The sequence below is a fragment of the Halomonas sp. TH-94 genome, assembly GCF_057473365.1.
On record NZ_JBYCKL010000081.1, the window covers coordinates 1 to 25,112 of the forward strand.

General features: G+C 63.0%; 21 protein-coding genes. 11 read left to right on the plus strand and 10 right to left on the minus strand.

The features are described 5' to 3' along the window. The first annotated feature begins 163 nt into the window (after nt 1-163). Nucleotides 164-1,501, plus strand: coding sequence for a deoxyguanosinetriphosphate triphosphohydrolase (locus AC2VNO_RS15345; RefSeq protein WP_486934938.1), 1,338 nt, complete (start codon nt 164-166; stop codon nt 1,499-1,501). A gap of 11 nt (nt 1,502-1,512) precedes the next feature. Here the strand turns inward: AC2VNO_RS15345 and AC2VNO_RS15350 are convergent, their stop codons facing one another. Then, nucleotides 1,513-2,427, minus strand: a complete 915-nt coding sequence (locus AC2VNO_RS15350; protein WP_486934939.1) for a nuclease-related domain-containing protein — start codon at nt 2,425-2,427, stop codon at nt 1,513-1,515. A gap of 109 nt (nt 2,428-2,536) precedes the next feature. Here AC2VNO_RS15350 and AC2VNO_RS15355 point away from each other — a divergent pair, with 109 nt between their 5' ends. Continuing rightward, nucleotides 2,537-3,409 (plus strand): NAD-dependent protein deacetylase, encoded by an 873-nt coding sequence (locus tag AC2VNO_RS15355; protein WP_486934940.1) that lies wholly within the window; start codon nt 2,537-2,539, stop codon nt 3,407-3,409. On the opposite strand, the gene AC2VNO_RS15360 is transcribed toward AC2VNO_RS15355, so the two are convergent. The 3 genes from AC2VNO_RS15360 to AC2VNO_RS15370 all read right to left on the minus strand — a co-directional run bounded on the left by AC2VNO_RS15360 (nt 3,381) and on the right by AC2VNO_RS15370 (nt 4,992). Further along, the gene (locus AC2VNO_RS15360; RefSeq protein ID WP_486934941.1) at nt 3,381-3,791 is read right to left on the minus strand and encodes a YbaY family lipoprotein; all 411 of its coding nucleotides are present in this window, start codon (nt 3,789-3,791) and stop codon (nt 3,381-3,383) included. The genes AC2VNO_RS15355 and AC2VNO_RS15360 overlap by 29 nt on opposite strands. A gap of 13 nt (nt 3,792-3,804) precedes the next feature. After that, the gene (locus tag AC2VNO_RS15365) at nt 3,805-4,179 is read right to left on the minus strand and encodes a translation initiation factor Sui1 (RefSeq protein WP_486934942.1); all 375 of its coding nucleotides are present in this window, start codon (nt 4,177-4,179) and stop codon (nt 3,805-3,807) included. A gap of 111 nt (nt 4,180-4,290) precedes the next feature. Beyond that, nucleotides 4,291-4,992 (minus strand): HAD family hydrolase, encoded by a 702-nt coding sequence (locus tag AC2VNO_RS15370; protein WP_486934943.1) that lies wholly within the window; start codon nt 4,990-4,992, stop codon nt 4,291-4,293. A 470-nt stretch (nt 4,993-5,462) separates the two neighbouring features. Between AC2VNO_RS15370 and AC2VNO_RS15375 the strand changes: the two genes are divergently transcribed. Both AC2VNO_RS15375 and AC2VNO_RS15380 read left to right on the plus strand, forming a co-directional pair. Then, nucleotides 5,463-5,828, plus strand: coding sequence for a hypothetical protein (locus AC2VNO_RS15375; RefSeq protein ID WP_486934944.1), 366 nt, complete (start codon nt 5,463-5,465; stop codon nt 5,826-5,828). Between the two features lie 413 nt (nt 5,829-6,241). After that, nucleotides 6,242-6,571: a hypothetical protein gene (locus tag AC2VNO_RS15380; protein WP_486934945.1), complete on the plus strand. Its 330-nt coding sequence runs from the start codon at nt 6,242-6,244 to the stop codon at nt 6,569-6,571. Nucleotides 6,572-6,649: 78 nt separating this feature from the next. Here the strand turns inward: AC2VNO_RS15380 and AC2VNO_RS15385 are convergent, their stop codons facing one another. The 5 genes from AC2VNO_RS15385 to AC2VNO_RS15405 form a co-directional block, all read right to left on the minus strand. Continuing rightward, nucleotides 6,650-8,035 carry an SLC13 family permease gene (locus AC2VNO_RS15385; RefSeq protein WP_486934946.1) on the minus strand — a complete coding sequence of 462 codons (1,386 nt, stop codon included), beginning with the start codon at nt 8,033-8,035 and terminating at the stop codon, nt 6,650-6,652. Between the two features lie 341 nt (nt 8,036-8,376). Beyond that, nucleotides 8,377-8,658 (minus strand): hypothetical protein, encoded by a 282-nt coding sequence (locus AC2VNO_RS15390; RefSeq protein ID WP_486934947.1) that lies wholly within the window; start codon nt 8,656-8,658, stop codon nt 8,377-8,379. 252 nt (nt 8,659-8,910) lie between these two features. Continuing rightward, a complete protein-coding gene (gene fba / locus AC2VNO_RS15395; RefSeq protein WP_228575891.1) occupies nt 8,911-9,975 on the minus strand; it encodes a class II fructose-bisphosphate aldolase in 1,065 nt (354 codons plus the stop codon). 74 nt (nt 9,976-10,049) lie between these two features. Continuing rightward, complete coding sequence (locus AC2VNO_RS15400) at nt 10,050-11,213, minus strand: phosphoglycerate kinase (RefSeq protein WP_486934948.1); 1,164 nt, start codon at nt 11,211-11,213, stop codon at nt 10,050-10,052. A 43-nt stretch (nt 11,214-11,256) separates the two neighbouring features. Continuing rightward, on the minus strand, nt 11,257-12,297 hold the full coding sequence (locus AC2VNO_RS15405; protein WP_486934949.1) for a type I glyceraldehyde-3-phosphate dehydrogenase: 1,041 nt from the start codon (nt 12,295-12,297) through the stop codon (nt 11,257-11,259). A gap of 246 nt (nt 12,298-12,543) precedes the next feature. Between AC2VNO_RS15405 and AC2VNO_RS15410 the strand changes: the two genes are divergently transcribed. From AC2VNO_RS15410 to AC2VNO_RS15420, 3 genes are all read left to right on the plus strand, one after another. Continuing rightward, entirely contained in the window at nt 12,544-13,005 is a 462-nt protein-coding gene (locus tag AC2VNO_RS15410; RefSeq protein ID WP_486934950.1) for an Hsp20/alpha crystallin family protein, read from the plus strand. 48 nt (nt 13,006-13,053) lie between these two features. Continuing rightward, nucleotides 13,054-13,443: an Hsp20/alpha crystallin family protein gene (locus AC2VNO_RS15415; protein ID WP_486934951.1), complete on the plus strand. Its 390-nt coding sequence runs from the start codon at nt 13,054-13,056 to the stop codon at nt 13,441-13,443. Nucleotides 13,444-13,603: 160 nt separating this feature from the next. Further along, the gene (locus tag AC2VNO_RS15420; protein ID WP_486934952.1) at nt 13,604-14,656 is read left to right on the plus strand and encodes a class I fructose-bisphosphate aldolase; all 1,053 of its coding nucleotides are present in this window, start codon (nt 13,604-13,606) and stop codon (nt 14,654-14,656) included. Between the two features lie 79 nt (nt 14,657-14,735). Here the strand turns inward: AC2VNO_RS15420 and tkt are convergent, their stop codons facing one another. Continuing rightward, on the minus strand, nt 14,736-16,727 hold the full coding sequence (gene tkt / locus AC2VNO_RS15425; protein WP_228575903.1) for a transketolase: 1,992 nt from the start codon (nt 16,725-16,727) through the stop codon (nt 14,736-14,738). A 307-nt stretch (nt 16,728-17,034) separates the two neighbouring features. Here tkt and metK point away from each other — a divergent pair, with 307 nt between their 5' ends. The 4 genes from metK to aceF all read left to right on the plus strand — a co-directional run bounded on the left by metK (nt 17,035) and on the right by aceF (nt 25,109). Beyond that, nucleotides 17,035-18,255 carry a methionine adenosyltransferase gene (gene metK, locus AC2VNO_RS15430; RefSeq protein WP_486934953.1) on the plus strand — a complete coding sequence of 407 codons (1,221 nt, stop codon included), beginning with the start codon at nt 17,035-17,037 and terminating at the stop codon, nt 18,253-18,255. A gap of 547 nt (nt 18,256-18,802) precedes the next feature. Further along, a complete protein-coding gene (locus tag AC2VNO_RS15435) occupies nt 18,803-21,073 on the plus strand; it encodes an NADP-dependent malic enzyme (protein WP_486934954.1) in 2,271 nt (756 codons plus the stop codon). Nucleotides 21,074-21,122: 49 nt separating this feature from the next. After that, nucleotides 21,123-23,792: a pyruvate dehydrogenase (acetyl-transferring), homodimeric type gene (aceE, locus tag AC2VNO_RS15440; RefSeq protein WP_486934955.1), complete on the plus strand. Its 2,670-nt coding sequence runs from the start codon at nt 21,123-21,125 to the stop codon at nt 23,790-23,792. A gap of 24 nt (nt 23,793-23,816) precedes the next feature. Further along, nucleotides 23,817-25,109, plus strand: coding sequence for a dihydrolipoyllysine-residue acetyltransferase (gene aceF, locus AC2VNO_RS15445; RefSeq protein WP_486934956.1), 1,293 nt, complete (start codon nt 23,817-23,819; stop codon nt 25,107-25,109). The last annotated feature ends 3 nt before the right edge of the window (nt 25,110-25,112 follow it).

Genomic DNA, 25,112 nt, shown 5'->3' on the forward strand with positions numbered 1-25,112 from the left:
CTACCAAGGGCAGCGATTACGACTACTGAGTCGAGGCATCGCGCTTAAGCAAGCAGGCCGAACCTACCGGTTCGGCTTTTTTGCGGTTGGCTTACGGCGGGTGAAGCGCAGATGGTCATTCGGTCAGCGGCAATGTCAGAATGGGGGCTTCAGGAGGAAGCCCATGACCCAGATGCAGTGGCATCAATTGCTCGACCCTTCCCGGCTGCACGGTACACCCACCAGCGGCCGAGACGAGATCGGCCGCAGCCCGTTCCACAAGGACCACGACCGCATCGTCTTCTCCGGCTCGTTCCGACGGCTGGGGCGCAAGACCCAGGTTCACCCGCTCACCGAAAATGACCACATTCATACCCGTCTGACCCACTCTCTGGAAGTGGGCTGTGTGGGGCGCAGCCTCGGGATGATCGTCGGCGAGCTGCTGCGCGAGCGGCTGCCGAGCTGGATCACACCGGCCGATCTGGGGGTCATCGTGCAGGCCGCCTGCCTGGGGCACGATATCGGCAACCCGCCGTTCGGCCATGCCGGCGAGTACGCCATCAGGGACTGGTTCAAGTGCGCCGAGGCCAATGGCAGCGGGCTGCTTGACGGGTTGTCCGATCGTGAGCGTGCCGACCTGCTGACCTACGAAGGCAACGCCCAGGGCTTTCGTGTGGTGACCCAGATCGAATACAACCAGTTTCGCGGCGGCATGCGTCTGACAGCGGCAACCCTGGGTACGCTGCTCAAGTACCCCTGGACAGTAGAGCACGGCGGCAGCGCCGGTAAGTTCGGCTGCTATCAGTCGGAGCGAACGCTGCTAGAAGATGTGACCCGCCGCCTGGGGTTGCTGCCGCGGGGCGAGGGGCGCTGGTGTCGCCACCCCTTGGCTTGGCTGGTAGAGGCGGCTGACGATATCTGTTATGCGCTGCTGGATCTCGAAGATGGCTTGGAAATGGGCATCCTGCGCTTCGAAGAGGTGGCCGATGTGCTGTTGCAGATCGCCGGCGATGCGCCTGCCGATTACTCGCGCATGGTCCGCGACGGGGTATCGCAGCGGCGGCGGATTGCGGCGCTGCGCGGGGCTGCCATGGAACGGGCGGTCAACGACGTGGGGGCGGTATTCGTCGAGCACGAGTCGGCGCTGCTCAACGGCAACTTGACCTGCGACCTGTTGGAGCTGTGCCATCCCGACCTGGGTTGGGGCGTGGCGGCAGCCAAGCAGCTGGCTCGCGAGCGTATCTTCCAGAACGAGCGCAAGGCGAAGCTCGAGATAGGTGCCTACACCACCTTGGGGATTCTTCTCGAAGCGTTTATCGGAGCCGCTCACGAGCTGCACTTCACGGGACAGTCGAGTTTCAAGCATCAGCGGGTGCTGGCGCTGATCGGCGAGAATACTCCTCGGCCCTCCTGGCCGCTGTACGACAGCTACCGCCGTATGCTCGACTTCATCGGCGGCATGACCGATCACTATGCAGTCGACCTGGCCCAGGAGATGGGTGGGCGCCTAAGGGGAGATTGAGGGCTGTACGGTCATATCGAGGGCTCGCTGAGCGCCGGGTTGCGATCGAGCTCGGCGGCACGCTCGATCAGCGCTTCGATGACCTTGTCGTGCAGTTCGTCATCAAGATCGCCGAGGTGGCGCTCGCTAAGCTGCTGCGAGAGCGATTCGCCGCTGACGACCATCAATCCTTCCGGCGTGCCGGCACAGGTAATGTCCCAGCCGGGCAGGGCGAGTACCCCCATGACCGGTACCGGCTGCCCGCAGCGCTGCTCGAGCCAGCCGGCAAGCCAGTGTGAAGCGCGTAGCGCCTTGATCAGCGGGCGGTGCTCGCTCCAGCCCGGAAAGCGCAGCCGCTCCGGCTCCACGGTCACGACGTTGATCTCGCGTCCGTCGGCGGTGAACGGCCGCGTGCGGGCACGTGTCTCAACCACGAACACGCCATGGGGGGTGATGGCGACATGGTCGATGATATCGCTGTCGGTCGGTACGTCGTGGAAAACGAAGTAGGGGTGGGCTTCGGGACTGACCATGCGTTCCAGCTCCTGGCCCACCGCCAGTTCGCAGGCCAGCCCCAGCTTGATGCGGCGAATGTGCTGGAAATCGCGGATCAGCAGGAAGCAGTAGACCAGCACCAGTACCGTGCTCAGAGCACCGTAGAGTGCCCACTCGACCCAGTTCTGCCGACTGGAGAAGAGCATGCGCCCCATGCCGTATACCAGCGGCGCCAGGGTCAGGATGGGCCCCAGAGCACCATTGAGAAACAGCGTGGCGAAGGCACGGTCGAGGCGGTTGCGCAAGGCCTGGCCGGGCTCACGCAATGGACGGGCATTGAAAGGCGAGCGAACCCGGGCGTCATGGAGATTGCGCAAGGCAACGACGATGACGGCCATGGCCCCGAGCGGGAAGAGAAAAATGAGAGGCAGCAGATATTCCAGCCAGGCCATGGGTCAGTCCTTGCCTGTGAGAGTCACATTAGCATGACATTCTAGACAACCTGTGGCGCCCAGGGCCATCTTCGGTTGAAAGGCGTATGCGCCGCAGCATGACGGATAGATGATGAACCATACACGACAGCCAGCCGAGACAGAAGCGGCCAATCGCTTGGTGGAGTTTCTGCAGCGCCATCAGAATCTTGTCGTACTGACCGGGGCCGGGGTCAGCACCGACAGTGGAATACCCGATTACCGTGATGCGGCGGGCGAGTGGAAATGCGCTCCGCCTATGCAACATCAGCAGTTCATGGCCAGCCATGCTGCCCGACAGCGCTACTGGGCGCGCGCGCTGGTAGGTTTTCGAACCCTGCATGGTGCACGTCCCGGTGCTGCTCATCGCGCTCTGGCCCATCTTGAGGCGGCGGGCGTGGTGCGTGGAGTCATCACTCAAAACGTCGATGGGCTGCACCAGAAGGCAGGCTCGCGGAACGTCATCGATCTGCATGGCCGTGCCGAGCAGGTGCGCTGCATGGGCTGTGACGCATTGCGCATGCGTCATGATCTGCATATGGAGCTCGCCGAGCGTAATCCGGAATGGGTAGCGGTAGAGGCGGCGGTTCGCCCGGATGGCGATGCCGCTCTCGAAACTGACTTTTCCACTTTCGAGGTGCCTGGCTGCTCGCGCTGCGGTATGGGAATCTGGAAACCCGATGTGGTGTTCTTCGGCGACAGCGTACCCCGCGAGCGAGTGGAGCGAGCCCGGCGGATGGTCGAGAGTTCCGCTGCGCTCCTGGTCGCCGGCTCCTCGCTGATGGTCTATTCAGGCTATCGCTTTGCGCGACAGGCCAGTGAAGCTGGCCTGCCGATCGCCTGCCTCAACCTCGGGCGCACGCGTGCCGACGCGCTCTACTCGTTCAAGCTCGAGGCGCCGATCGGGCAGGTTTTGTCGGCGGCGGCTGCGATTTTTACGGGCGCGGCTCAAGCCGCAGACTGACCGGGCCTCGCCCATTTGTTGGCATGCCGGCAGGCTCTGAAGTGGTATGGGTCAGGCTGCCCTGCTGGCGCAGCTCGGCCGACAGCTGCGGGGAGCGTGCAGCATCGAGAGTACGCCGGTCGAAGCGCAGCGTCACCGGCCAGGGTCCGGGGCCGCTGGGTGTGGCCCGTGTTTCCGCCAGGGTTCCGCCTGCATCGCCGATCCATACGCGCAGCTCGGCATCCGGGGCAAGCGTCAGCGTGCCTGGCGGCTCTACTTGGGCTTCGAGCTCGGCGAAGTCGGGCGTGCCGGCGCAGCCTGTCAGCGCCACCAGGGTCAGTGCTCCAAGGCCAAGGCGCAACCAGCGTTGGCTGGTTCGGCTTGCAAGATGTGGTAATGCCATGTGGTTTCCTCGTTCAGCCGCCCGCGAGCTTGACGGTGTAGCCTTGACGCTCGAGTTCGGCCTTGAGCAGTTCGCGGTGATCGCCCTGAATCTCGATGATACCGTCGTTCACCGAGCCACCGGTTCCACAACGCTTTTTGAGAGATTTCGCCAGCGCCTTGAGCGCTGTGTCGGCCAGGGGTAAGCCGCTGATGGTCGTCACTCCCTTGCCTTTGCGTCCGCTGGTCTCACGGCGAATCCGCACGATGCCGTCGAGTGTTTCAAGACGCTGCTGTTCTGCCAGTGCGGCGCAGCGGCACTCGGCCTGCGGCTGGCGACAGCCTGGGCACATGTCACCATGTTCGGTGGAATAGACCAGGCCGCGCAGCTGATCCTGCAGTGAGGCCATGACGAACTCCTGACAAGAAAGCAAATGATGACGTGATGATAACGCCCGGCGAGGGGTCTGCCTACGGCAGGGTGGGACGCCGTCTCGATGGCACGGCTCTGGGAGTCGCGATCAGCGACCGATGGCAACCTGCCGCCGGTTCTCGCGTGCTCGCGCATGGGTCAGGTTCTCGACCACGGTAGGCAGCTGAAACATGCTGCTGATCATGATCGCCCCCTCGGGCGTCTCTTCTGCATCGGGGAAGCGATTCAGATGGATCACCGTCATGCCGGCATCGAGAGCGGCCTTCACCCCGACCAAGGCGTCGTCGATGGCAACGCAGTCCTCGGGGTCGAAGCCCATTTCGGCGGCGGCATGCAAATAGAGGCGAGGGTCGGGTTTCCAGCAGTTGGCGGTATAGCCGCTAAAGAGCCGGGTACCGAAAAAGTCGGCAAAGCCGATAGCCTTCAATGATGTCCGGATCTTGTTCTCAGGACCATTGGATACCACCCCGCTGGGGTAATCGAGCAGCGACATCAGCGCTTCTCGCGCTCCCGCGATGGCGGCGAGTTCCGTTTCCAGACGCCGGTTCAGATTGCTGCGCATCTCGGTTTCGGTTTCGGCCAGCTGTTGTGGGTCGACGCCACCGTAGCGCTCCTCGAGTTCTGCCACGATGTTGCGAAAGCGGCTGCCGCGAAACTCACCGATATAGTCGCTGGCCTGGAAGGGCAGCCCCAACCGGGTCAGGCTGGCAGCCATCTCGGCAGCAAGAAGTGGCTCGCTGTCGACCAGGGTGCCATCGCAATCGAAGAGCAGGCATAGGGGGCGGATCATACCGAATATCCTTCGCAGTCCATGACTGTCGAGTACCGTTCCTCTTAACTATCGGCATGCGGGCCGGGAAGTTTAGGGCGCCGCATGGTTTTACGAACGCTGTTTCCTAAGTATTGCCCGTAAGTGCGGTCTATTCAAGCCGGTAAAACCGCGTCACCGCTTGCACCCGCAGCTGGTGTAGATCGGCTCGACTTGCCCGAGTGTGCCTGCCTATAACAGACGCATGTGCCATAACTCACCACGTTTCACCCCTTCCTCTGGCCTGCATCTGGCACGCTTACGTCAAAATAAGCCATTGTTTATAAAATTATTTAATTTTAATTTGGCACATCTTGGCCCGACTTCTGCACCTCTCTGAGTGAGCAAGACATACCGGAGTCTGCACTCAAGCAACGCTAGCTCTCCGGTTTGACGTGAAGCTTCGGCTTCGATAGGAAAAATTCACGTTCAACTCCTCTGGAGGTGCGAACATGATGTCCAAGGAATTTCTCAAGAAACTCGGCATTGTCGGTATCACGTTTGGTCTGAGTGCCAGCCCGCTGGCCTTCGCCGATTTCCATGATGAAGAGGACGACCAGCAGGGTGCGGTTCCCGAGCAGACCGCTCCGGGCGCTGAAGCTGGTGCAGGCGCTGGAGCCGATGCTGACGCTGGCTTTGGTGCAGACCAAGATGGTGAGGCTGGTGCAGATACCGGTGTTGGCGCTGGTGCAGGCGCTGAAGGCGATACCGGGTTTGATGCCGACGATGAGTGGGATGATGACACCACTGATGAGTGGGAAGAAGAGAACGAAGAGGAAGAATGGGAAGAGGATCAGGATGACGACCAGGATTGGTAAAATCTGATGCCCAGGGATGGGCGGTCGCTATCAAGGATGAAGGCGACGTCATCTGAAGGTTGAAGATCTCAACCTCCTCGACCGCCCCCGGCTTTGCCGGGGGCGGTTTTGCTGTTTTAGTCCATGTGCCCGGTCCTGCCGAAGATACGGTTTGCTAAGTTGCCCTGACATGTTCAATCAGGGCCCATGTGACATTTCACGCCACTATTTCCGCAACGAATTCAGCAACGAAACACGATTCTGGCCATTCGGATTAAGTATATCCATTTGTTTGTAAACGACTTTTCTTTTTTCCTGCGAAAGTTGGCCCAGGCTTCGCACTAACAGACTGGTGATCGAAGTCACCAGCACAACAGATTTCGATTCGATTCTTTATCTCAGGAAAGCGTTCAAACTTCGCTGGAGGTACGAACATGATGTCCAAGGAATTCCTCAAGAAGCTCGGTATCGTCGGTATCACTTTTGGTCTGAGCGCTAGCCCGCTTGTAATGGCCGGTTATCACGACGAGGAGCAAGAGGGTCAGGATACTTACCCTGAAGAGACTGCTCCGGAAACCAGCGGCCAAGCTCCCGTGATCGATGGTATCGAGTACGAGAACGAGGAAGAAGAGTGGGAAACCGCTGACGACGAGTGGGAAACCGAAGACGAAGAGGAAGAGTGGGAAACCGCTGACGACGAGTGGGAAACCGAAGATGAAGAAGAGGAGTGGGAAACCGACGAGGACGATGACCAGGATTGGTAATCGCTTGAACGGGTAATCCCCTCTCATCGCCCCTGGCCTAGCCGGGGGCGATTCATTTGTGCCTAGAAAAGTCAGCGCTCAGATCCAGCCAAGCCACTCCCACCACAAATAGTTCACAGGCCACAGTAGCAGTACGCTCAGCACCGCCGTGACCAGGCACAGCCTGGCGGTTTCGCGCAACGAGATGCGCGCTGCCAGGATGCCGACGATCAGTGGCGGCGCCTGATAGGGCAATAGTACCGTGGAAAAGCCAACCACCTGCGTCATGTAGACGGCCTCGGGGGACCAGCCAGTGATATTGGCCAGCCCCGGGGCCATGGGTGTCAGGATAGCCGGAATGCCCGGTAGCGTAACCAGCGTGCCCAGCACCATGGCGAGTCCAGAGAGCATGCCAAATACAGCCGCATCGGTCGCTTCGCGCAGGGGGAGCACCGAGAGTAAACCGCCAGCCACCCGTTCGCCGAGACCGCTATGAAAGGCCAGGGCACCGAGGCTGACGATTCCTGCAACGTAAAGAAAGGAGTCGAAGCTGATCGACTGAAGGGGGTTGGCACCCATCAACCGACTGCCGGGGAACAGACAGATCAGCGCTACCAGCATGCCGATCCAGGCCGGGGAGATACCGTGCCAGGCATCGCTCATCCACAGTAGAACCGCCACCGATAGCAACGCCCCCAGGCCGAGTTCCGGCCGTGAAAGAGGTGAGGTCTCTACCTGCGTGCCGTTCTGCCTCGGAGCGTCAGCGGGGTAGAGCCACAGCATCACCGCAATGAGCAGCAGTGTCTTGAGCACTCCCAACACCGGGAAATGCAACAAAAGATATTCGCTGTAGTTGGGTGGGGTACCCAAGACCGCTTCGGCGGCTCCCATCAGCACGTTGTTGGGAACGTTGGCGGGCAAGATGGCATAGGTGGGCAGAAACGTACCCATCATCCCTCCCAAGATGAGCCCGGTTCGCCCCTTTTCGCCAGGCTCATAGCCCAGGTGATCGGCCAGGGTGGTCAGGATCGGCACCATCAGCAGGATGCGCCCCATGCCGGAAGGCATGAAAAATGCCATGGCCAGCCCCAGCAGAATCACTCCGATCAAGGCACGGCGATACGAGCCCTCCAGCCATGGCCCTACGCCTTGGGCCAGGCTGGTGCCGAGCCCCGTGTACTGAATGGCTGCTCCGATAATCAAGCCGGAAAAGACCAGCCAGGTCGCTGCCGACCCGAAGCCGGCGAAGACGATATCCGGTGATGCCACACCGGCTACGGTGCACAAGGTGAAGAAAATCAGCGCCGTCAGCCATTGAGGTAACCAGCCAGTCGCCCATAGCCCGATGCACAACCCGATCACTGCGCCCGCCTTTGTTAGCGTTGGCGCCTCGGGGCCCATCAGCAAAAACAGGGTCACCATCACCGTAGCGGCGAAAGAAAACCATTGGCGAGGCGTGGGTAATGACTTGGCGGCGGCAGGCATGCGAGCTCCGGGCGAGGTCGTGGCCGGAGAGTTTAGCAGGCGAAGGGTCTGGGCCGCCAAGCAGGGGGGAATCCATACTTTGGCAGGTCTGAGAACAGGGTTCCTACGGCCATAATATCGAGTCGGGCAATAAACGTAGCAGCACCGGCTGGGACATCAGCCTCGATGTCAGCACCAAGGTGGCGCCACCGTCACGCTGCGCAACGCCATCACACATGGCGACGGTCGGGCAGTTATCAGCCCAGGCTCGCCAGGGCATCGACCCTTTCAGTAGGCGATTGAGTGCAAGCCGAACATTCGATCGCTTGGCCCCGGCGGGTAACCCGCTGGGGCCTTTTTGATCATTTCCGGGAAAGGCGCTTGGAGTTCGCGCTGCTACGCCGATGGGAGGGGGTCATGGCGCGCTTACCGGTGTCCCACCAGGGAGTACTGGTGTTGCCAAAGGCCATTTGCAGCATGGCTTTTTGAATCTCGAATCCCGTTTCCATACCGGCCTCGAGCTTCTCGGTGACCATGCGCTGGTTTTCCTTGAGCATTCGGGCGCTGTTAGGCGGCTGGGTCTGCCAGAGATTGTTGCGCATGGCGATGGTGGCAAACGAGGTCGACCATAGCTCGTAGGCCATGATGCCAAGTTTCCAAACATCCATCATTGCCACTGGAGTAAGGGGGATAAGAGGGTAGGGGGCCATATTTTTCATGTCGTTCGTCCTTGTTCGCTGCTGTTGGAGCCAACGGGGAGTGTGAGGCCAAGCTTTGCTGCAATGCAATAACATGAGTGGTGCCGTGACAGAAAATAACTCTGGACAACCGAAAGGGAGGTTTGGGAGGCATGAAAAAAGCGGCCCGATGGGCCGCTTGGTAGTAGCGAAGAAGGCTTACTTGACCTTCGGGTCCAGCTCGCCGCGGGCGTAGCGCTCGTACATTGCCTCGAGGCTGATCGGCTTGATGCGGCTGGCGTTGCCGGCGGTACCGAAGGCTTCATAGCGGGCGATGCAGATGTCGCGCATCGCCGTGATGGTTTCCTTGAAATACTTGCGCGGGTCGAATTCGCTGGGGTTGCTGGCCAGGAAGCGACGCACGGCGCCGGTCGAGGCCAGGCGCAGATCGGTGTCGATGTTGACCTTGCGCACACCGTGCTTGATGCCCTCGACGATCTCTTCGACCGGTACGCCGTAGGTCTCGGGAATCTCGCCGCCGAACTCGTTGATGATGGCGAGCCACTCCTGAGGCACCGAGGAGGAGCCGTGCATCACCAGGTGGGTATCGGGGATGCGTGCGTGAATCTCCTTGATGCGTTGAATGGAGAGGGTATCGCCGGTGGGCGGCTTGGTGAACTTGTAGGCGCCGTGACTGGTGCCGATGGCGATGGCCAGGGCGTCGACCTGGGTCGCCTTGACGAATTCTGCGGCCTCTTCGGGGTCGGTGAGCAGCTGGTCGTGAGACAGCACGCCCTCGGCGCCGATGCCGTCTTCCTCGCCGGCCATGCCGGTCTCCAGGCTGCCCAGGCAGCCGAGCTCGCCCTCTACCGAGACGCCGCAGGCGTGTGCCATCTCGACGGTGCGGCGCGTGACGTCGACGTTGTAGTCATAGTCCATCGGCGTCTTGCCGTCCTCGCCCAGGGAGCCGTCCATCATTACCGATGAGAAACCGAGCTGGATGGAGCGCTGGCACACCGCCGGCGAAGTGCCGTGGTCCTGGTGCATGACCACAGGGATGTGCGGGAACTCCTCCACCGCAGCCAGGATGAGGTGGCGAAGGAAGGGCGCGCCAGCGTACTTCCGCGCACCGGCTGAAGCCTGCACGATCACCGGAGAATCGGTGGCGTCGGCCGCTTCCATGATGGCGCGCATCTGCTCGAGGTTGTTGACGTTGAAGGCTGGAATGCCATAGCCGCGCTCGGCGGCGTGGTCCAGCATCTGACGCATGCTGATCAGTGCCATGAACTCACCTGTTCTCTCTTTGCAATGTGTCTGGGCAGGACGGGGCCGGCCGACCCGGGTCGACCGGTAGGATTTCAGCGTGCAGCATCTTCCAGTGCCTTCACCGCCGGGAGCGTCTTGCCTTCCACGTACTCGAGGAAAGCGCCGCCGCCGGTGGAGATATAGGAAACCTTGTCCGCGATAGCATATTTGTCGATGGCGGCCAGGGTGTCGCCGCCACCGGCGATGGAAAAGCCGTGACTCTCGGCGATGGCCTTGGCCAGCGCCTCGGTGCCCTTGCCGAACTGGTCGATCTCGAACACGCCCACCGGGCCGTTCCACAGGATGGTGCCGGCGTCCTTGAGCAGGCCTGCGAGCCGTCCGGCGGTCTCTGGGCCGATGTCGAGGATCATCTCGTCGTCGCTTACCTGGCCAACGGGTTTGACCACGGCTTCGGCCGATTCTGAGAACTCGGTGGCCACCACCACGTCGGTGGGCAGCGGGATCTCGACCTTGGCCATGATGGCCTTGGCCTGTTCGACCAGGTCGGCTTCATGCAGCGACTTGCCGACGTTGTGGCCGGCGGCGGCAATGAAGGTATTGGCGATGCCGCCACCGACGATCAGCTGGTCGCATTTATCGGAAAGTGAATTGAGCACTTCGAGCTTGGTCGAGACCTTGGAGCCACCGACGATAGCGACCATCGGTCGCTTGGGATTGGCCAGTGCCTTCTCGAGGGCGTCTAGCTCGGCGGCCAGCAACGGCCCGGCACAGGCCTGCGGAGCGAAGCGTGCCACACCGTGTGTCGAGGCCTGGGCGCGATGAGCGGTGCCGAAGGCGTCCATGACGTAGATGTCGCACAGCTCGGCATACTGCTGGGCGAGGGTTTCATCGTCCTTCTTCTCGCCGACGTTGAAGCGCACGTTTTCGAGTAGCACGACCTCGCCATCGGCAAGATCCTGAGCGGTGTCGAGGTAGTCCTCGACCAGCCTCACCGGTCTGCCGAGCAACTCGCCGAGGCACTCGGCTACCGGCGCCAGCGAGAACTCCTCGGCCGGCTCGCCCTCGGTCGGCCGCCCCAGGTGGCTCATCAGCATGACCTTGGCGCCGGCCTCAGTGGCCGCCTTGATGGTCGGCAGGCTGGCCCGCAGGCGGACATCGCTGGTCACCTTGCCGTGCTTGACGGGTACGTTCAGGTCCTCGCGAATCAGCACTCGCTTACCGCGAAGCTCGAGGTCGGTCATCTTGAGCACGTTCATCAGGCGTCTTCCTTTCCTTGGTTGAGGGAAACCGAAGCCGGGGTCATCGGCTCGCCGCGGGCAGCGTCGCCAGGCGCTGGGCGACGTCGAGCATGCGGTTGGCGAAGCCCCACTCGTTATCGAACCAGCACAGCAGCTTGATCAGGCGCTTGCCTGCCACCCGGGTCTGAGTGGCGTCAACGATACCCGAGCGGGGATCGTGGTTGAAGTCGATCGAGGCCATGGGTTCCTCGGTATAGCCGAGCAGGCCGGCCAGGCGCCCGTTGCTTGCCTCGCGGAGCAGAGCGTTGACCTCGTCGGCCGTGGTGTCGCGCCGTACGCAGATAGACAGATCCATGACCGAAACGTTGATGGTCGGCACGCGCATGTGCAGACATTCGAAGCGGCCGGCCAGGTGTGGCATCAGGCGATTGATGCCGCGGGCCAGGCTGGTGTCGACGGGTACGATGGAGTGCATGGCCGAGCGTGTCAGGCGCAGGTCCGTCTGGTGATAGGCATCGATCACCGGCTGATCGTTCATCGCCGAGTGCACGGTGGTCGTCACGCCGTGCTCGATGCCCAGCGCCTGGTCGAGCACTGTGAGTACCGGCACCAGGCAGTTAGTGGTGCACGACGCTGCCGAGACGATGCGATGCTCCGCGGCAAGTTCTCTGTCGTTGATGCCGCATACGATGGTGGCGTCGACGTCGCTTTCGGCAGGTTGGGAGAACAGCAGCCGCCCGGCGCCGGCAGCAAGATGCGCTTCGGCGGTGACGCGCTCCTTGAAGCTACCCGAGCACTCCAACACCAGGTCGATACCTAGCTCGCCCCAAGGCAGATGTGCGGGTTCGGGTTCAGTGAGAATCGTAATGGGGGAGCCGTCGACGATCATCCGGCCCTCGGCCGTTTGCACCTGGCCGGGAAAACGGCCATGGGTGGTGTCATAACGGGTCAGGTAGGCGATGGTGGCCAGATCGGAGAGCTCGTTGATGGCAACCACCTCAAGCGCTCCCGGGCCGGGCCGGTTCAGCTGCCGCTCCAGCAGCGCACGCAGTACGCACTGACCGATACGACCGTAACCATTGATGGCGATGCGCTGGGCCATGGACGCTGGGGACTCTCTAACCGACGGGAAGCGGCGATTCTAGCGTATTTTCGACACATTTGCCCACGCGAGCTCCGGATGAGCTGGTGCCGTGAGGAGTGCTGAAAACCTGCGCCTGTCGGCTCTTGAAAAAGATCGTGGTGGCCCTATAAGAAGCAATACGGCACCGGTGCAGAAGTGCTTCGGTGTCGCGGTTCGGGTTGACCCGCAACATCCAAAAGCCTGATAGCGTAGGAGGTGTTCGTTATGTTCGGAGATCTCAGGCGTTTCGATACCGGCGTCTCGCCGGGGGCGGATTGGTTCCGACAGTGGCTCGATGAAATTTTGTCGGATGAAAATGCAGCGGACATCCGCTCGGTGCCGCGTGGCAGCTTCCCGCTGATCAACGTCGGCCGCACCGACGATGCCGTTCGCGTCTATGTCCTCGCTGCCGGTCTGACCACCGAGGATCTCGAGATCCACGTGCAGGACAATGTGCTGACTCTGCGGGGGCGGCGTGACGCCCTGCCACGCGACGACGACAGCGAGCGCAAGCGGCCCATCTTCCGTCGCGAGCGCTTCGATGGCGAGTTCGTACGCTCCATCGGTTTACCCGATGGCATCGACGTAGAGCGTGCCGAGGCACGTTGCCACGACGGCGTATTCGAGATCCACCTGCCAAAGAGAGAAGAGCTCAAGCCGCGACGGATCGAGATCCAGGCGGCTTGAGCCGCCCGATGATCGAGAAACGGAACGGCACGTCAGGAGGTGATGGACATGAACGAAGTCGCACGTCATGAATCGCAAGCCGGTGTACCCGCACGGGAAAAGCGTAGCTTAGCGATGCGGCCTCCCGTGGACATCTACGAGGAGGACAATGCCCTGTTCGTAGTTGCCGATATGCCCGGTGTCACGCGGGATGGCTTGAATATCGAAGTCGATGGCAACCTGCTGAGCATTGAGGGCGAGATGCATATCGACATGCCCGAAGGCATCACCGCGACCTATGCGGAGGCCATGGGGCAGCGCTATGCCCGGCGCTTCACGCTTAGCCACGAGATCGATACCGACGCCATCGAGGCGCGCCTGGAGAAAGGAGTTCTCCAGTTGCGGCTACCGAAGAAGGAGCGGCATAGGAGTCGGCGGATCGAGATCAAGGCCGCTTAACGCGAATGCCGATTTTCGAGATGCCGGTTCGTGGAGAAATATCCGCCTTGGAGCGCCCTTTCTCTATGAAAGGGCGCTTCCATTTGCAAGCGAGGCGTACGCTCGGTACGGTTTTCACTACGCTGGGAATAGCGACTCACGACACCATGGAGAGGAAGACATGACCGACATTACCCAACTGCTGGGTGACGACGCCGAGTATCTGCTGGACCACCGCTGCCGCGGCTTTCCCCGCGAGCAGCTGCACCTTCCGGGCCCGGACTTCGTCAGCCGGGTGGTGACCGACAGCGACCGCAGCCCGGCGGTGATGCGCAGCCTGCAGGCGATGTTCGACCACGGCCGCCTGGGCGGCACCGGCTATCTCAGCCTACTGCCCGTGGACCAGGGCATCGAGCACTCCGCCGGCGCTTCGTTCGCCCCCAACCCGCGCTACTTCGACCCGGCCAACATCGTCGAGCTGGCGCTCGAGGGCGGCTGCAACGGGGTGGCCTCCACCCTGGGCGTGCTGTCGTCGGTGGCGCGACGCTACGCTCATCGCATTCCGATGATGCTCAAGCTCAACCACAACGAAACACTGAGCTACCCGGCGATGTACGACCAGACCCTGTTCGCCGAGGTCGAGCAGGCGCACGACATGGGTTGCGTGGCGGTGGGTGCGACCATCTACTTCGGTTCACCCGAGAGCCGTCGTCAGATCATGGAGATCAGTGAGGCCTTCGAGCGCGCCCATCAGTTGGGCATGGCCACGGTGCTGTGGGCGTACTTGCGCAACCCGGGCTTCAAGCACGAAGGTAAGGATTACCACGTGGCAGCCGACCTTACCGGTCAGGCCAACCACCTGGCTGCAACGATCAAGGCCGACATCGTCAAGCAGAAGCTGCCCGAGACCAACGGCGGCTATCAGGACATCGGTTTTGGCCACACCCACGCCAAGGTCTACGGTGAGCTGACTTCCGACCACCCCATCGATCTCGCCCGTTATCAGGTGGCCTGCTGTTACATGGGCCGCGCCGGGCTGATCAACTCCGGTGGCGGCTCCAAGGGGCATTCGGACATGGGTGAGGCGGTACGTACCGCGGTGATCAACAAGCGTGCCGGCGGCATGGGGCTCATCTCCGGGCGCAAGGCGTTCCAGAAGCCCATGACCGAAGGGGTAGAGCTGCTTCACGCCATCCAGGACGTTTATCTGGACAGGAGCGTGACGATAGCCTGATCCGTTGCGAGGCACACAAAGTAAAAAAAGGCACGACCGCGAGGTCGTGCCTTTTTTCGTGCCTTGGCTGTCAGGTCTGTCAGGCGAGCAGTTCCTTGGCCTGTTCGAGCACGTTTTCGACGGTGAAGCCGAAGTGTTTGAACAGGTCATCCGCGGGGGCGGACTCGCCGAAGGTGGTCATGCCGATCACGCGGCCGTCGAGGCCCACGTACTTGTACCAGTAGTCGGCGTGGCCGGCCTCGATGGCGATGCGCTTGGTCACCGCACGGGGCAGCACCTTCTCGCGGTACTCGGCGTCCTGACCGTCGAAGCGGTAGGCCGAGGGCATCGAGACCACACGCACCGCGCGGCCCTGGCTCTCCAGCTCGGCGGCGGCCGCCATGGCCAGGGCCATTTCGGAGCCGGTAGCAATGAGGATCAGCTCGGGGGTACCTTCGCACTCCTTGAGCACGTAGGCGCCGCGCTGTATCTCGGCCAGCTGCTGCTTGTTGCGCTCCTGATGCGGCAGGTTCTGACGCGACAGCACCAGCGCGGTGGGGCCGGAGTTGCGCTTGATCGCGGCGTCCCAGGCGGCGGCGGTTTCCACCGCGTCGCAGGGGCGCCAGGTGCACAGGTTTGGCGTGGTGCGCAGGTTGGTCAGCTGCTCGATCGGCTGGTGGGTGGGGCCGTCCTCGCCCAGGCCGATGGAGTCGTGGGTGAAGACGTAGATGGCGCGCTTGCCCATCAGCGCGGCCATGCGCACCGAGTTGCGCATGTACTCCATGAAGACCAGGAAGGTGGCGCCGTAGGGGATGAAGCCGCCGTGGAGCACGATGCCGTTCATGATTGCGCCCATGCCGAACTCGCGTACCCCGTAGTGCAGGTAGTTGCCGCCCGGGTTCTCGCGGGAGATCGGCTTGGCACCGCTCCAGAAGGTCAGGTTGGAGGGGGCGAGATCGGCGCTGCCGCCGAGCAGTTCGGGCAGCTGCGGGCCGAGTTCGTTGAGGCACAACAGCGACGCCTTGCGCGTGGCAATCGTCTCGGCCTTCTGCTGCATCTTTTCGATGAAGGCCTCGCTGGTGATCTCGGCGGGCAACTTGCACTGGGCGCGGCGGCTGAACTCACGGGCGAGCTCCGGGTGCTCGTCACGGTAGCGGGCAAAACGAGCCTGCCAATCGTCCTGCTGCGCCTTGCCCTGCTCGCGAGCGTCCCAGGCCTGGTAGATCGGCTCCGGTACGTGGAACGGCGCATGCGGCCAGTTGAGCTGTTTGCGTGCGGCGGCCACTTCCTCGTCGCCCAGCGGAGCGCCATGGGCTTCTTCCTTGCCCTGCTTGTTGGGTGCGCCGAAGCCGATGACGGTCTTGCAGATGATCAGGCTCGGCTTCTCTTCGTGGCTGCGTGCCAGCTCGATGGCGGCCTTGATCTCGTCAGGATTGTGGCCGTCGACATTGGGCACCACGTGCCAGCCATACGCCTCGAAGCGCTTGGCGGTGTCGTCGGTGAACCAGCCCTCTATTTCACCATCGATGGAAATGCCGTTGGCGTCATAGAACACCGTGAGCTTGCCCAGCCCCAGGGTGCCGGCCAGCGAGCCCACCTCGTGGGAGATGCCCTCCATCAGACAGCCGTCCCCGACGAAACAGTAGGTCTGGTGATCGACGATGGTGTGACCGGGGCGATTGAACTGCGCCGCCAGTGTCCTCTCGGCGACAGCCATGCCCACGGCGTTGGCCAGGCCCTGGCCCAGCGGGCCGGTAGTGGTCTCCACGCCCGGTGCGTAGCCGAGTTCCGGATGGCCGGCGGTCTTGGAGTGCAGCTGGCGGAAGTGCTGCAGCTGCTCGAGATCGAGGTCGTAGCCGGTCAGGTGCAGCAGCGAGTAGAGCAGCATCGAGCCGTGGCCGTTGGAGAGCACGAAGCGGTCGCGGTCGGGCCATTTCGGGTCGTTGGGGTTGTGCTTGATATAGTCGTTCCACAGCACTTCGGCGATGTCGGCCATGCCCATCGGGGCGCCGGGATGACCGGAATTGGCCTTCTGGACGGCATCCATTGACAGGGCGCGAATGGCATTGGCCAGTTCGAAACGGGATGGCATTTGGGTAAGCTCCTCGCCTGCGGCAGAATGGGGCAAGACAACGGCAGCTCGCCGGGCCTGCCGATAGCGTTCTGGCTGGGCGCCGCAGCACGGATGCGGCGCAGTCGAATTCGGCCGCCTATTGTCGCCGACTTGCCGCCGGGCAGCAAATGACGGGTGCCACCCAGGGTGGCACCATGTAAACTCTGGCTCCACGCCGCTGCGTGCCTGGCCGGGCAAGAGGACGGCGCCACGCAGACTAGAGGGCAGTCACTCCGGCTTGACGGCGCCGCTGCGCTTTGCCGATACATCAGAAGGGTCGACACGCATGAGCGAATACTCCCTGTTCACCTCAGAATCCGTCTCCGAGGGACATCCGGACAAGATCGCCGATCAGATTTCCGACGCGGTGCTGGACGCCATCATCGCCCGCGACAAACAGGCTCGGGTGGCCTGCGAAACGCTGGTCAAGACCGGTGTCGCCATCGTTGCCGGCGAAATCTCCACCTCGGCCTGGGTCGATCTCGAAGAGCTGGTGCGTCAGGTGATCATCGATATCGGCTACACCTCGTCGGAAGTGGGGTTCGACGGCGAGACCTGCGGCGTGCTCAACCTGATCGGCAAGCAGAGTGTGGACATTGCCCAAGGGGTGGATCGCAGCAAGCCGGAAGACCAGGGTGCGGGCGACCAGGGGCTGATGTTCGGCTATGCCACCAACGAAACCGACACCTTGATGCCGGCACCGATTCACTATGCCCACCGGCTGGTGGAACGCCAGGCCGAGCTGCGCAAGCACGGCCTGCTGCCGTGGCTGCGCCCTGACGCCAAGAGTCAGGTCACCTTCCGCTACGACGCGGCGGGCATGCCCTGTGGGGTCGAGGCGGTGGTGCTCTCGACCCAGCACGCTCCCGAGATCGACCAGGAGGAGCTGCGCCGCATGGTCAGGCGCGAGATCATCGAGGAGGTGATCCCGGCGGAATGGCTCACCGACACGACCCAGTACCACATCAACCCCACCGGCAAGTTCGTCATCGGTGGGCCGGTGGGCGACTGCGGCCTGACCGGGCGCAAGATCATCGTCGATACCTACGGCGGCATGGCGCGTCATGGCGGTGGCGCCTTCTCCGGCAAGGATCCGTCCAAGGTCGACCGCAGCGCTGCCTACGCCGGACGCTACGTGGCCAAGAACATCGTGGCGGCCGGGCTTGCCGACCGCTGTGAGATCCAGGTGTCCTACGCCATCGGTGTTGCCGAGCCCACTTCGGTGTCGATCAATACCTTCGGCACCGGCAAGGTCGACGATGCGCGCATCATCGAGCTGGTGCGCGAGCATTTCGATCTGCGGCCCTTTGCCATTACCCGCATGCTCGATCTGCTTCACCCCATGTATCAGCTGACCGCGTCCTACGGACACTTCGGCCGCGAGCCCTTCGAGACGAGCTACCACTGGAAGGACACCAACGGGCAGGAGCACACCGAGACCTTCACCGCCTTCCCCTGGGAGCGCACCGACCGCGCCACCGCGCTGCGTCAGGCCGCCGGTCTGTAAGTACTCGCCCTAGGCACGCAATGACAGGCCCCGCCGGCATCGCCGTGCGGGGCCTGTTGCTATGGTGGGGAACACAAGGGCCGAGGGCACAAGGGGCAGACGCAAGCTGCCTGTGCGGAAATGCGCACGACGCATGGGGTGCTCGCTACCGCTACCGGTCCCTTCCGCGAGGATAATTCGTAGGCAAGGCAGTCGCTTCCGTTACTGTGCGGAAATTCGTATGCCGAATTCGCCGATTGTGCACATTTCCAGTCAAACCCGGGCTGTTGTCATCGCGACCAAAGTCGCATATCGATTCGCTAAGCAATTGAATGCCTTTCCTTTCACTTATTTAGGCGCATTGGTTGCTGAACGCAGACTGCGCCCCATGAGACGCGCGCTCCTAGAATGACAAATGGGCATGGCATAACGAGCCGAGTGCGGCATAGAGGGAATTGTGGTGTGGCCAGTGACCGGCCTGGCAACAAGCAGTTCGAGAGGGCGATCGGCAACGCGGTCATCGACTCCTCTATCGCCGCGATGAGCGAAAGCGAGCGAGGAAAAGCACATGGCAGACGATTTGCGCGAAAGCGCCTTGCAGTACCACCGATTTCCCCGCCCCGGCAAGCTGGCGATCCAGGCGACCAAGCCCATGGCCAGCCAGCGGGATCTGTCGCTGGCCTATTCTCCCGGTGTGGCCGCGGCCTGCGAAGAGATCGAACGCGACCCCCTGATGGCGGCTGAATACACCGCACGCGCCAATCTGGTGGCCGTGGTCAGCAACGGCACGGCGGTGCTGGGGCTGGGTGCCATCGGTGCCCTGGCCTCCAAGCCGGTGATGGAAGGCAAGGCCGTGCTGTTCAAGAAGTTCGCCGACGTGGATGTGTTCGACATCGAGATCGAGGAGCGCGACCCGGACAAGTTGATCGAGATCATCGCCGGCCTCGAGGCCACCTTCGGCGGCATCAACCTGGAGGACATCAAGGCACCGGAGTGCTTCGAGATCGAGCGGCGCCTGCGCGAGCGGATGAAGATCCCGGTCTTCCACGACGACCAGCACGGTACCGCCATTGTCTCGGGGGCCGCCCTGCTCAACGGCCTGCGGGTGGTGGGCAAGGAGCTCGGCGACATCCGCCTGGTCTGCAACGGCGCGGGCGCGGCGGCCCTGGCCTGCCTGGACCTGGCGGTGTCCCTGGGGGTGCGTCGGGAGAACATCCTGGTCTGCGACCGTACAGGCGTGGTCCACACCGACCGTGGCGAGGACATGGACCCCTATAAGGCACGCTATGCGGCCCGGACCGAGGCCCGCACCCTGGCCGATGCCGTCAATGGAGCCGATGTCTTCTTGGGTCTCTCGGCCGGGGGCGCTCTCAAGCCGGAAATGGTGGCGACCATGGCCGATCGCCCGTTGATCCTGGCCATGGCCAACCCCACGCCGGAAATCATGCCGGAGGAGGCCAAGGCGGTACGTCCGGATGCGGTGATCGCCACCGGACGCTCGGACTACCCCAACCAGGTCAACAACGTCCTGTGCTTTCCGTTCATCTTCCGGGGCGCCCTGGATTGCGGCGCCACCACCATCAACGAGGAGATGAAACTGGCCACCGTCAAGGCCATCGCCGACATGGCGACCACCACGGTGCCGGAGACGGTGGCGGTGGCCTATGGCGGGCAGGCGCTGACCTTCGGCCCGGAATACATCCTGCCCAAACCCTTCGACCCGCGCCTGATCGATACCATCCCGCCGGCGGTGGCCAAGGCCGCCATGGAGAGTGGCGTGGCCACTCGGCCCATCGCGGACCTGGAGGCCTATGCCCGCTCGTTGTCACGCTTGGTCTACCGCTCCGGCAATGTGATGGAGCCGGTGTATGAGCGGGCCCGACACAACCCTCTCCGCTTGCTGTATGCCGAGGGCGAGGACGAGCGCGTCCTGCGTGCCATGGAGGTCTGTGTCAGTCAGCGCTATGCCAAGCCCGTGCTGATCGGTCGCCGGGCAATCATCGAGGCCCGCATCGAGGAATTGGGCCTGCCGGTGAAACCCGGCGTCGATTTCGAGCTGATCGACGCGCAGGACTATTCCGACTACTCCGAGCTGGCCAGCGAGTACCACCAACTGATGGGGCGGCGTGGCGTCCATCCTGAAGCCGCCGAGAAACGCGTGCGCAGCCGGTCTACCATCCTGGCCTCGCTGCTGCTGCGCAGGGGCGAAGTGGATGCCATGATCGCCGGCCCGGTAGGCACCTACCATGAGCACCTGGACCTGGTGCTGGACGTCATCGGCCTGCGCGAAGGCGTCAGCACGCCTGCTGCCCTGCAGCTGCTGATCCTCGAGCGGACCACGCTGTTCATTGCTGACCCCTTCGTCAACTACGACCCCGATGCCAGCCAGATCGCCGAGATCACTCTGCTGGCCGCGGAGCAGATTCGCCGTTTTGGCATCACGCCCCGGGCCGCCCTGGTCTCCCACTCCAATTTCGGTAGTTCCGACTTCGCCAGCGCCGGAAAGATGCGCGAGGCCCTGGCGCTGATACGGGAACGCGCCCCGGATCTGGTGGTGGACGGTGAAATGCAGGCCGACTCGGCGCTCTCCATGGGCGTACGTGGTCGCATCCTGCCCGGCTCGCTGCTCGAGGGTGAGGCCAACCTGTTGATCATGCCCAACCTGGACTCGGCGAACATCGCCTTTACCGCCCTCAAGGTGCTGGGCAACGGCGTGTCCGTGGGCCCCATCCTTCTGGGGGCCGCCAAGCCGGTGCATGTGCTCAACCGCACGGTCACCGCGCGGGGTATCGCCAACATGAGCGCCTTCGCCGTGGTCGAGGCACAGACTGATCGCTGACAGCAATCGGAAACAACAAGTCCGAGCCAATGATCAAGGGAGACGACCCATGGCCTTCGATGACTACAACGACTTCGATCCCCAGGAAACCCGGGAGTGGCAGGAAGCCGTCGACATGGTGGTGGAACGGGTGGGCCCCGAGCGGGCCACCTTCCTGCTGCACAAAGCGGTAGAGGAAGCCTACCGAACCGGGGCCGAGGCGCCGGATACGACCCGTACGCCCTATGTGAACACCATACCTCCCCACAAGGAGGCCAAGCTGCCCGGCGACGAAGCCTTGCTGCAGCGGCTGATCGCCTATCTGCGCTGGAACGCCATGGCCATGGTGGTGCGCGCCAACAAGAAGCCCGCCGAACCCGGCGGGCATATCGCCAGCTACCAGTCCTCGGCGGTGATGTACGAGGTGGGCTTCAACCATTTCTGGCAGGCCCCCAGCGACGGCCACGGGGGCGACATCATCTACTTTCAAGGGCACTGCGCTCCGGGCATCTACGCGCGGGCGTTCCTAGAGGGTCGGCTCTCCGAGGAGCAGTTGGAGAACTTCCGCCTGGAAGTGGACGGCAAGGGAATCTCCTCCTACCCCCACCCTTACCTGATGCCGGACTTCTGGCAGGTCTCCACCGTCTCCATGGGGCTGGGGCCGATCATGGCCATCTATCAGGCCCGCTTCATGAAGTACCTCCAGAACCGGGGGTTGGCCGACACCGAGGGGCGCAAGGTGTGGGCGTTTCTGGGCGACGGCGAGATGGACGAACCCCAGTCCCAGGGGGCCATCGCCCTGGCCAGCCGCGAGAAGCTGGACAACCTGATCTTCGTGATCAACTGCAACCTGCAGCGCCTGGACGGTCCGGTGCGGGGCAACGGCAAGATCGTCCAGGAGCTGGAGGGCAACTTCCGGGGCGCGGGCTGGAACGTCATCAAGTGCCTGTGGGGATCGGGCTGGGACGAACTGCTGGCCAAGGACACCAAGGGGCTGCTGCGCCAGCGCATGGAGGAGTGCGTCGACGGCGAGTACCAGAACTTCAAGGTCAAGGGTGGCGGCTACATCCGCGAGCACTTCTTCGGCAAGTACCCGGAGCTCAAGGAGATGGTCGCCCACATGTCGGACGACGACATCTACTACAAGCTGATCCGCGGTGGCCATGACCCGCAGAAGGTCTACGCGGCCTATCACGCGGCGGTCAACACCCAGGGCAAGCCCTCGGTACTGCTGATGAAGACCGTCAAGGGCTACGGCATGGGCGAGGGCGGCGAGGGCCAGAACATCACCCACCAGAAGAAGAAGCTGGGTGAGGACAACCTCCGCCACTTCCAGAAGCGCTTCGACCTGCCCTTGAGTGACGAACAGGTCACCAAAGCGATGTTCTTCAAGCCCCCCGAGGAAAGCGCCGAGATGCAGCTCCTGCATGGGCAGCGCAAGGCGCTGGGCGGCTACCTGCCCCAGCGTCAGCGCAACGGCGACCGGCTCGAAGCGCCCCCTCTGGAGATGTTCAAGCAGGTGTTGGCGGACACTGGTGAGCGCACCATGTCCACCACCATGGCCGTGGTGCGCATCATGGTCTCCCTGGCCCGGGACAAGACCCTGGGGCCGCGGCTGACCCCGATCGTCGCCGACGAGTCGCGCACCTTCGGCATGGAGGGCATGTTCCGGCAGATCGGTATCTACGCCCCCGAAGGGCAGAAGTACGTGCCCATGGACGCCGAGGAGATCATGCCCTACCGGGAGGACCAGAAGGGCCAGATCCTGCAGGAGGGCATCAACGAGGACGGCGCCATGTCGTCGTGGATCGCCGCCTCCACCTCGTACAGCAACCACGGGGTCACCATGATCCCGTTCTACGTCTACTACTCCATGTTCGGCTTCCAGCGCGTCGGCGACCTGGCCTGGGCGGCCGGCGACATGCTGGCGCGGGGCTTCCTGATCGGCGGCACCTCGGGTCGCACCACCCTGAACGGCGAAGGGCTGCAGCACCAGGACGGCCACAGTCAGCTGTTCGCCCAGTTCATTCCCAACTGCATGGCCTACGACCCGACCTTCCACTATGAGGTGGCGGTGATCGTGCGCGACGGACTCAAGCGCATGTACGAGGACCAGGAGAACGTCTTCTACTACATCACTACGCTGAATGAGAACTACCGTCATCCGGCGCTTCCCGATGGCGCGGAAGCGGGCATCATCAAGGGCATGTACGCATTCAGCAAGGCCAAGGGCAAGGCCAAGAGTCCGCGGGTACAGCTGCTGGGCTGTGGCAGCATCCTCAACGAGGTGATTGCCGCGGTGGACCTGCTGCGCGACGACTGGGGCGTGGCGGCCGACGTCTGGAGCTGCCCGAGCTTCAACGAGCTGGCCCGCGACGGCCACGCGGTCAAGCGCTGGAACCGGCTGCATCCCGGGAAGAAGCCGCGCCAGAGCTATGTCGAGCAGTGCCTGGAAGGCAGCGAAGGGCCGGTCATCGCCGCCACCGACTATATCCGCATGTTCGCCGAACAGATCCGGCCCTTTGTGCCGCGGCGCTACGAGGTGTTGGGTACCGACGGTTTCGGCCGCTCCGACAGCCGCGAGGCCCTGCGCCGTCACTTCGAGGTGGATCGTCACTACGTCGTCCTGGCCGCGCTGCAGGCCCTGGTCGACGAGGGCAAGCTCAAGAGCGGCAAGGTGCGCGACGCCATCGCCAAATACGGCATCGACCCTGAAAAGCCCAATCCCCTCTACGCCTGAGAGCTGAGCCGAAGGAGAAGAACAGTGGCCATTCAAGAGATCAAGGTACCCGACATCGGCGACTACGGCGATGTCCCGATCATCGAAATCCACGTCCAGGCCGGCGACACGATCCAGGTCGAGGACCCGCTGATCACCGTGGAATCGGACAAGGCCTCGATGGACGTACCGGCGCCTGTCGCGGGTACGGTCAAGGAGGTCAAGGTCAAGCTCGGCGACACGGTCTCCGAGGGCAGCCTGGTGCTACTGCTGGATAGCGAAGCGGGCGTGGCCGCCCCGAGTGGGGCAGATGAAAAGCCCGCGGCGCCTGCCGGGAAGGGCGGGGAGCCACTGCCACCGGCGGCGACACCCTCTGCCCCGGCTGCCCCCGGCGCCGCACCGCCGGCTGGCCCGAACGCGGACTTCAGCAGGGTTCACGCCAGCCCCTCTGCACGCCATCTGGCCCGCGAACTGGAGGTGGACCTGACCCGCGTGCCGCCGACCGGCCTCAAGGGACGGGTCACCAAGGAGGACATCCGGAACTTCGCCAAGGGTGGCGCCCCGACGGTGGCCACGGCTGGTGCTCCGGCCGCCGGGGAGGGCATGGATCTGCTGCCCTGGCCCAAGGTGGACTTCAGCAAGTTCGGTCCGGTGGAGACCCAGCCGCTGTCGCGCATCAAGAAGATCTCCGGCGCCAATCTGCATCGCAACTGGGTGAGGATTCCCCACGTCACCAACCACGACGAGGCCGACATCACCGATCTGGAAGCCTTCCGTGTGCAGTTCAACAAGGCCAACGAGAAGGCCGGCATCAAGGTCAGCATGCTGGCGTTCATGATCAAGGCCGCGGTCGCCTCCCTGAAGCAGTTCCCCGAGTTCAATGCCTCGTTGGAAGGCGACAACCTGATCCTCAAGCAGTACTACCACATCGGTTTCGCCGCCGACACGCCCAACGGCCTGGTGGTGCCGGTAATCCGCGATGCGGACAAGAAAGGCGTGGCCGAGATCGCCCAGGAAATGGGGGCGCTGGCCAAACTGGCCCGGGACGGCAAGCTCAAGCCCGATCAGATGCAGGGCGGCTGTTTCACCATCTCCTCCCTCGGCGGGATCGGTGGGCTGTTCTTCACGCCGATCATCAACGCCCCCGAAGTGGCCATCATGGGCGTGTGCCGCTCTTACTGGAAGCAGGTCTCGCCGGACGGAAAGCAGTCGGAATGGCGCTTCATGCTGCCGCTGTCGCTCTCCTGGGATCACCGGGTGATCGACGGTGCCGCCGCGGCCCGTTTCAACGTCCATTTCGCCAACCTGCTCGCCGACATGCGGCGCATCATCATGTGAGGA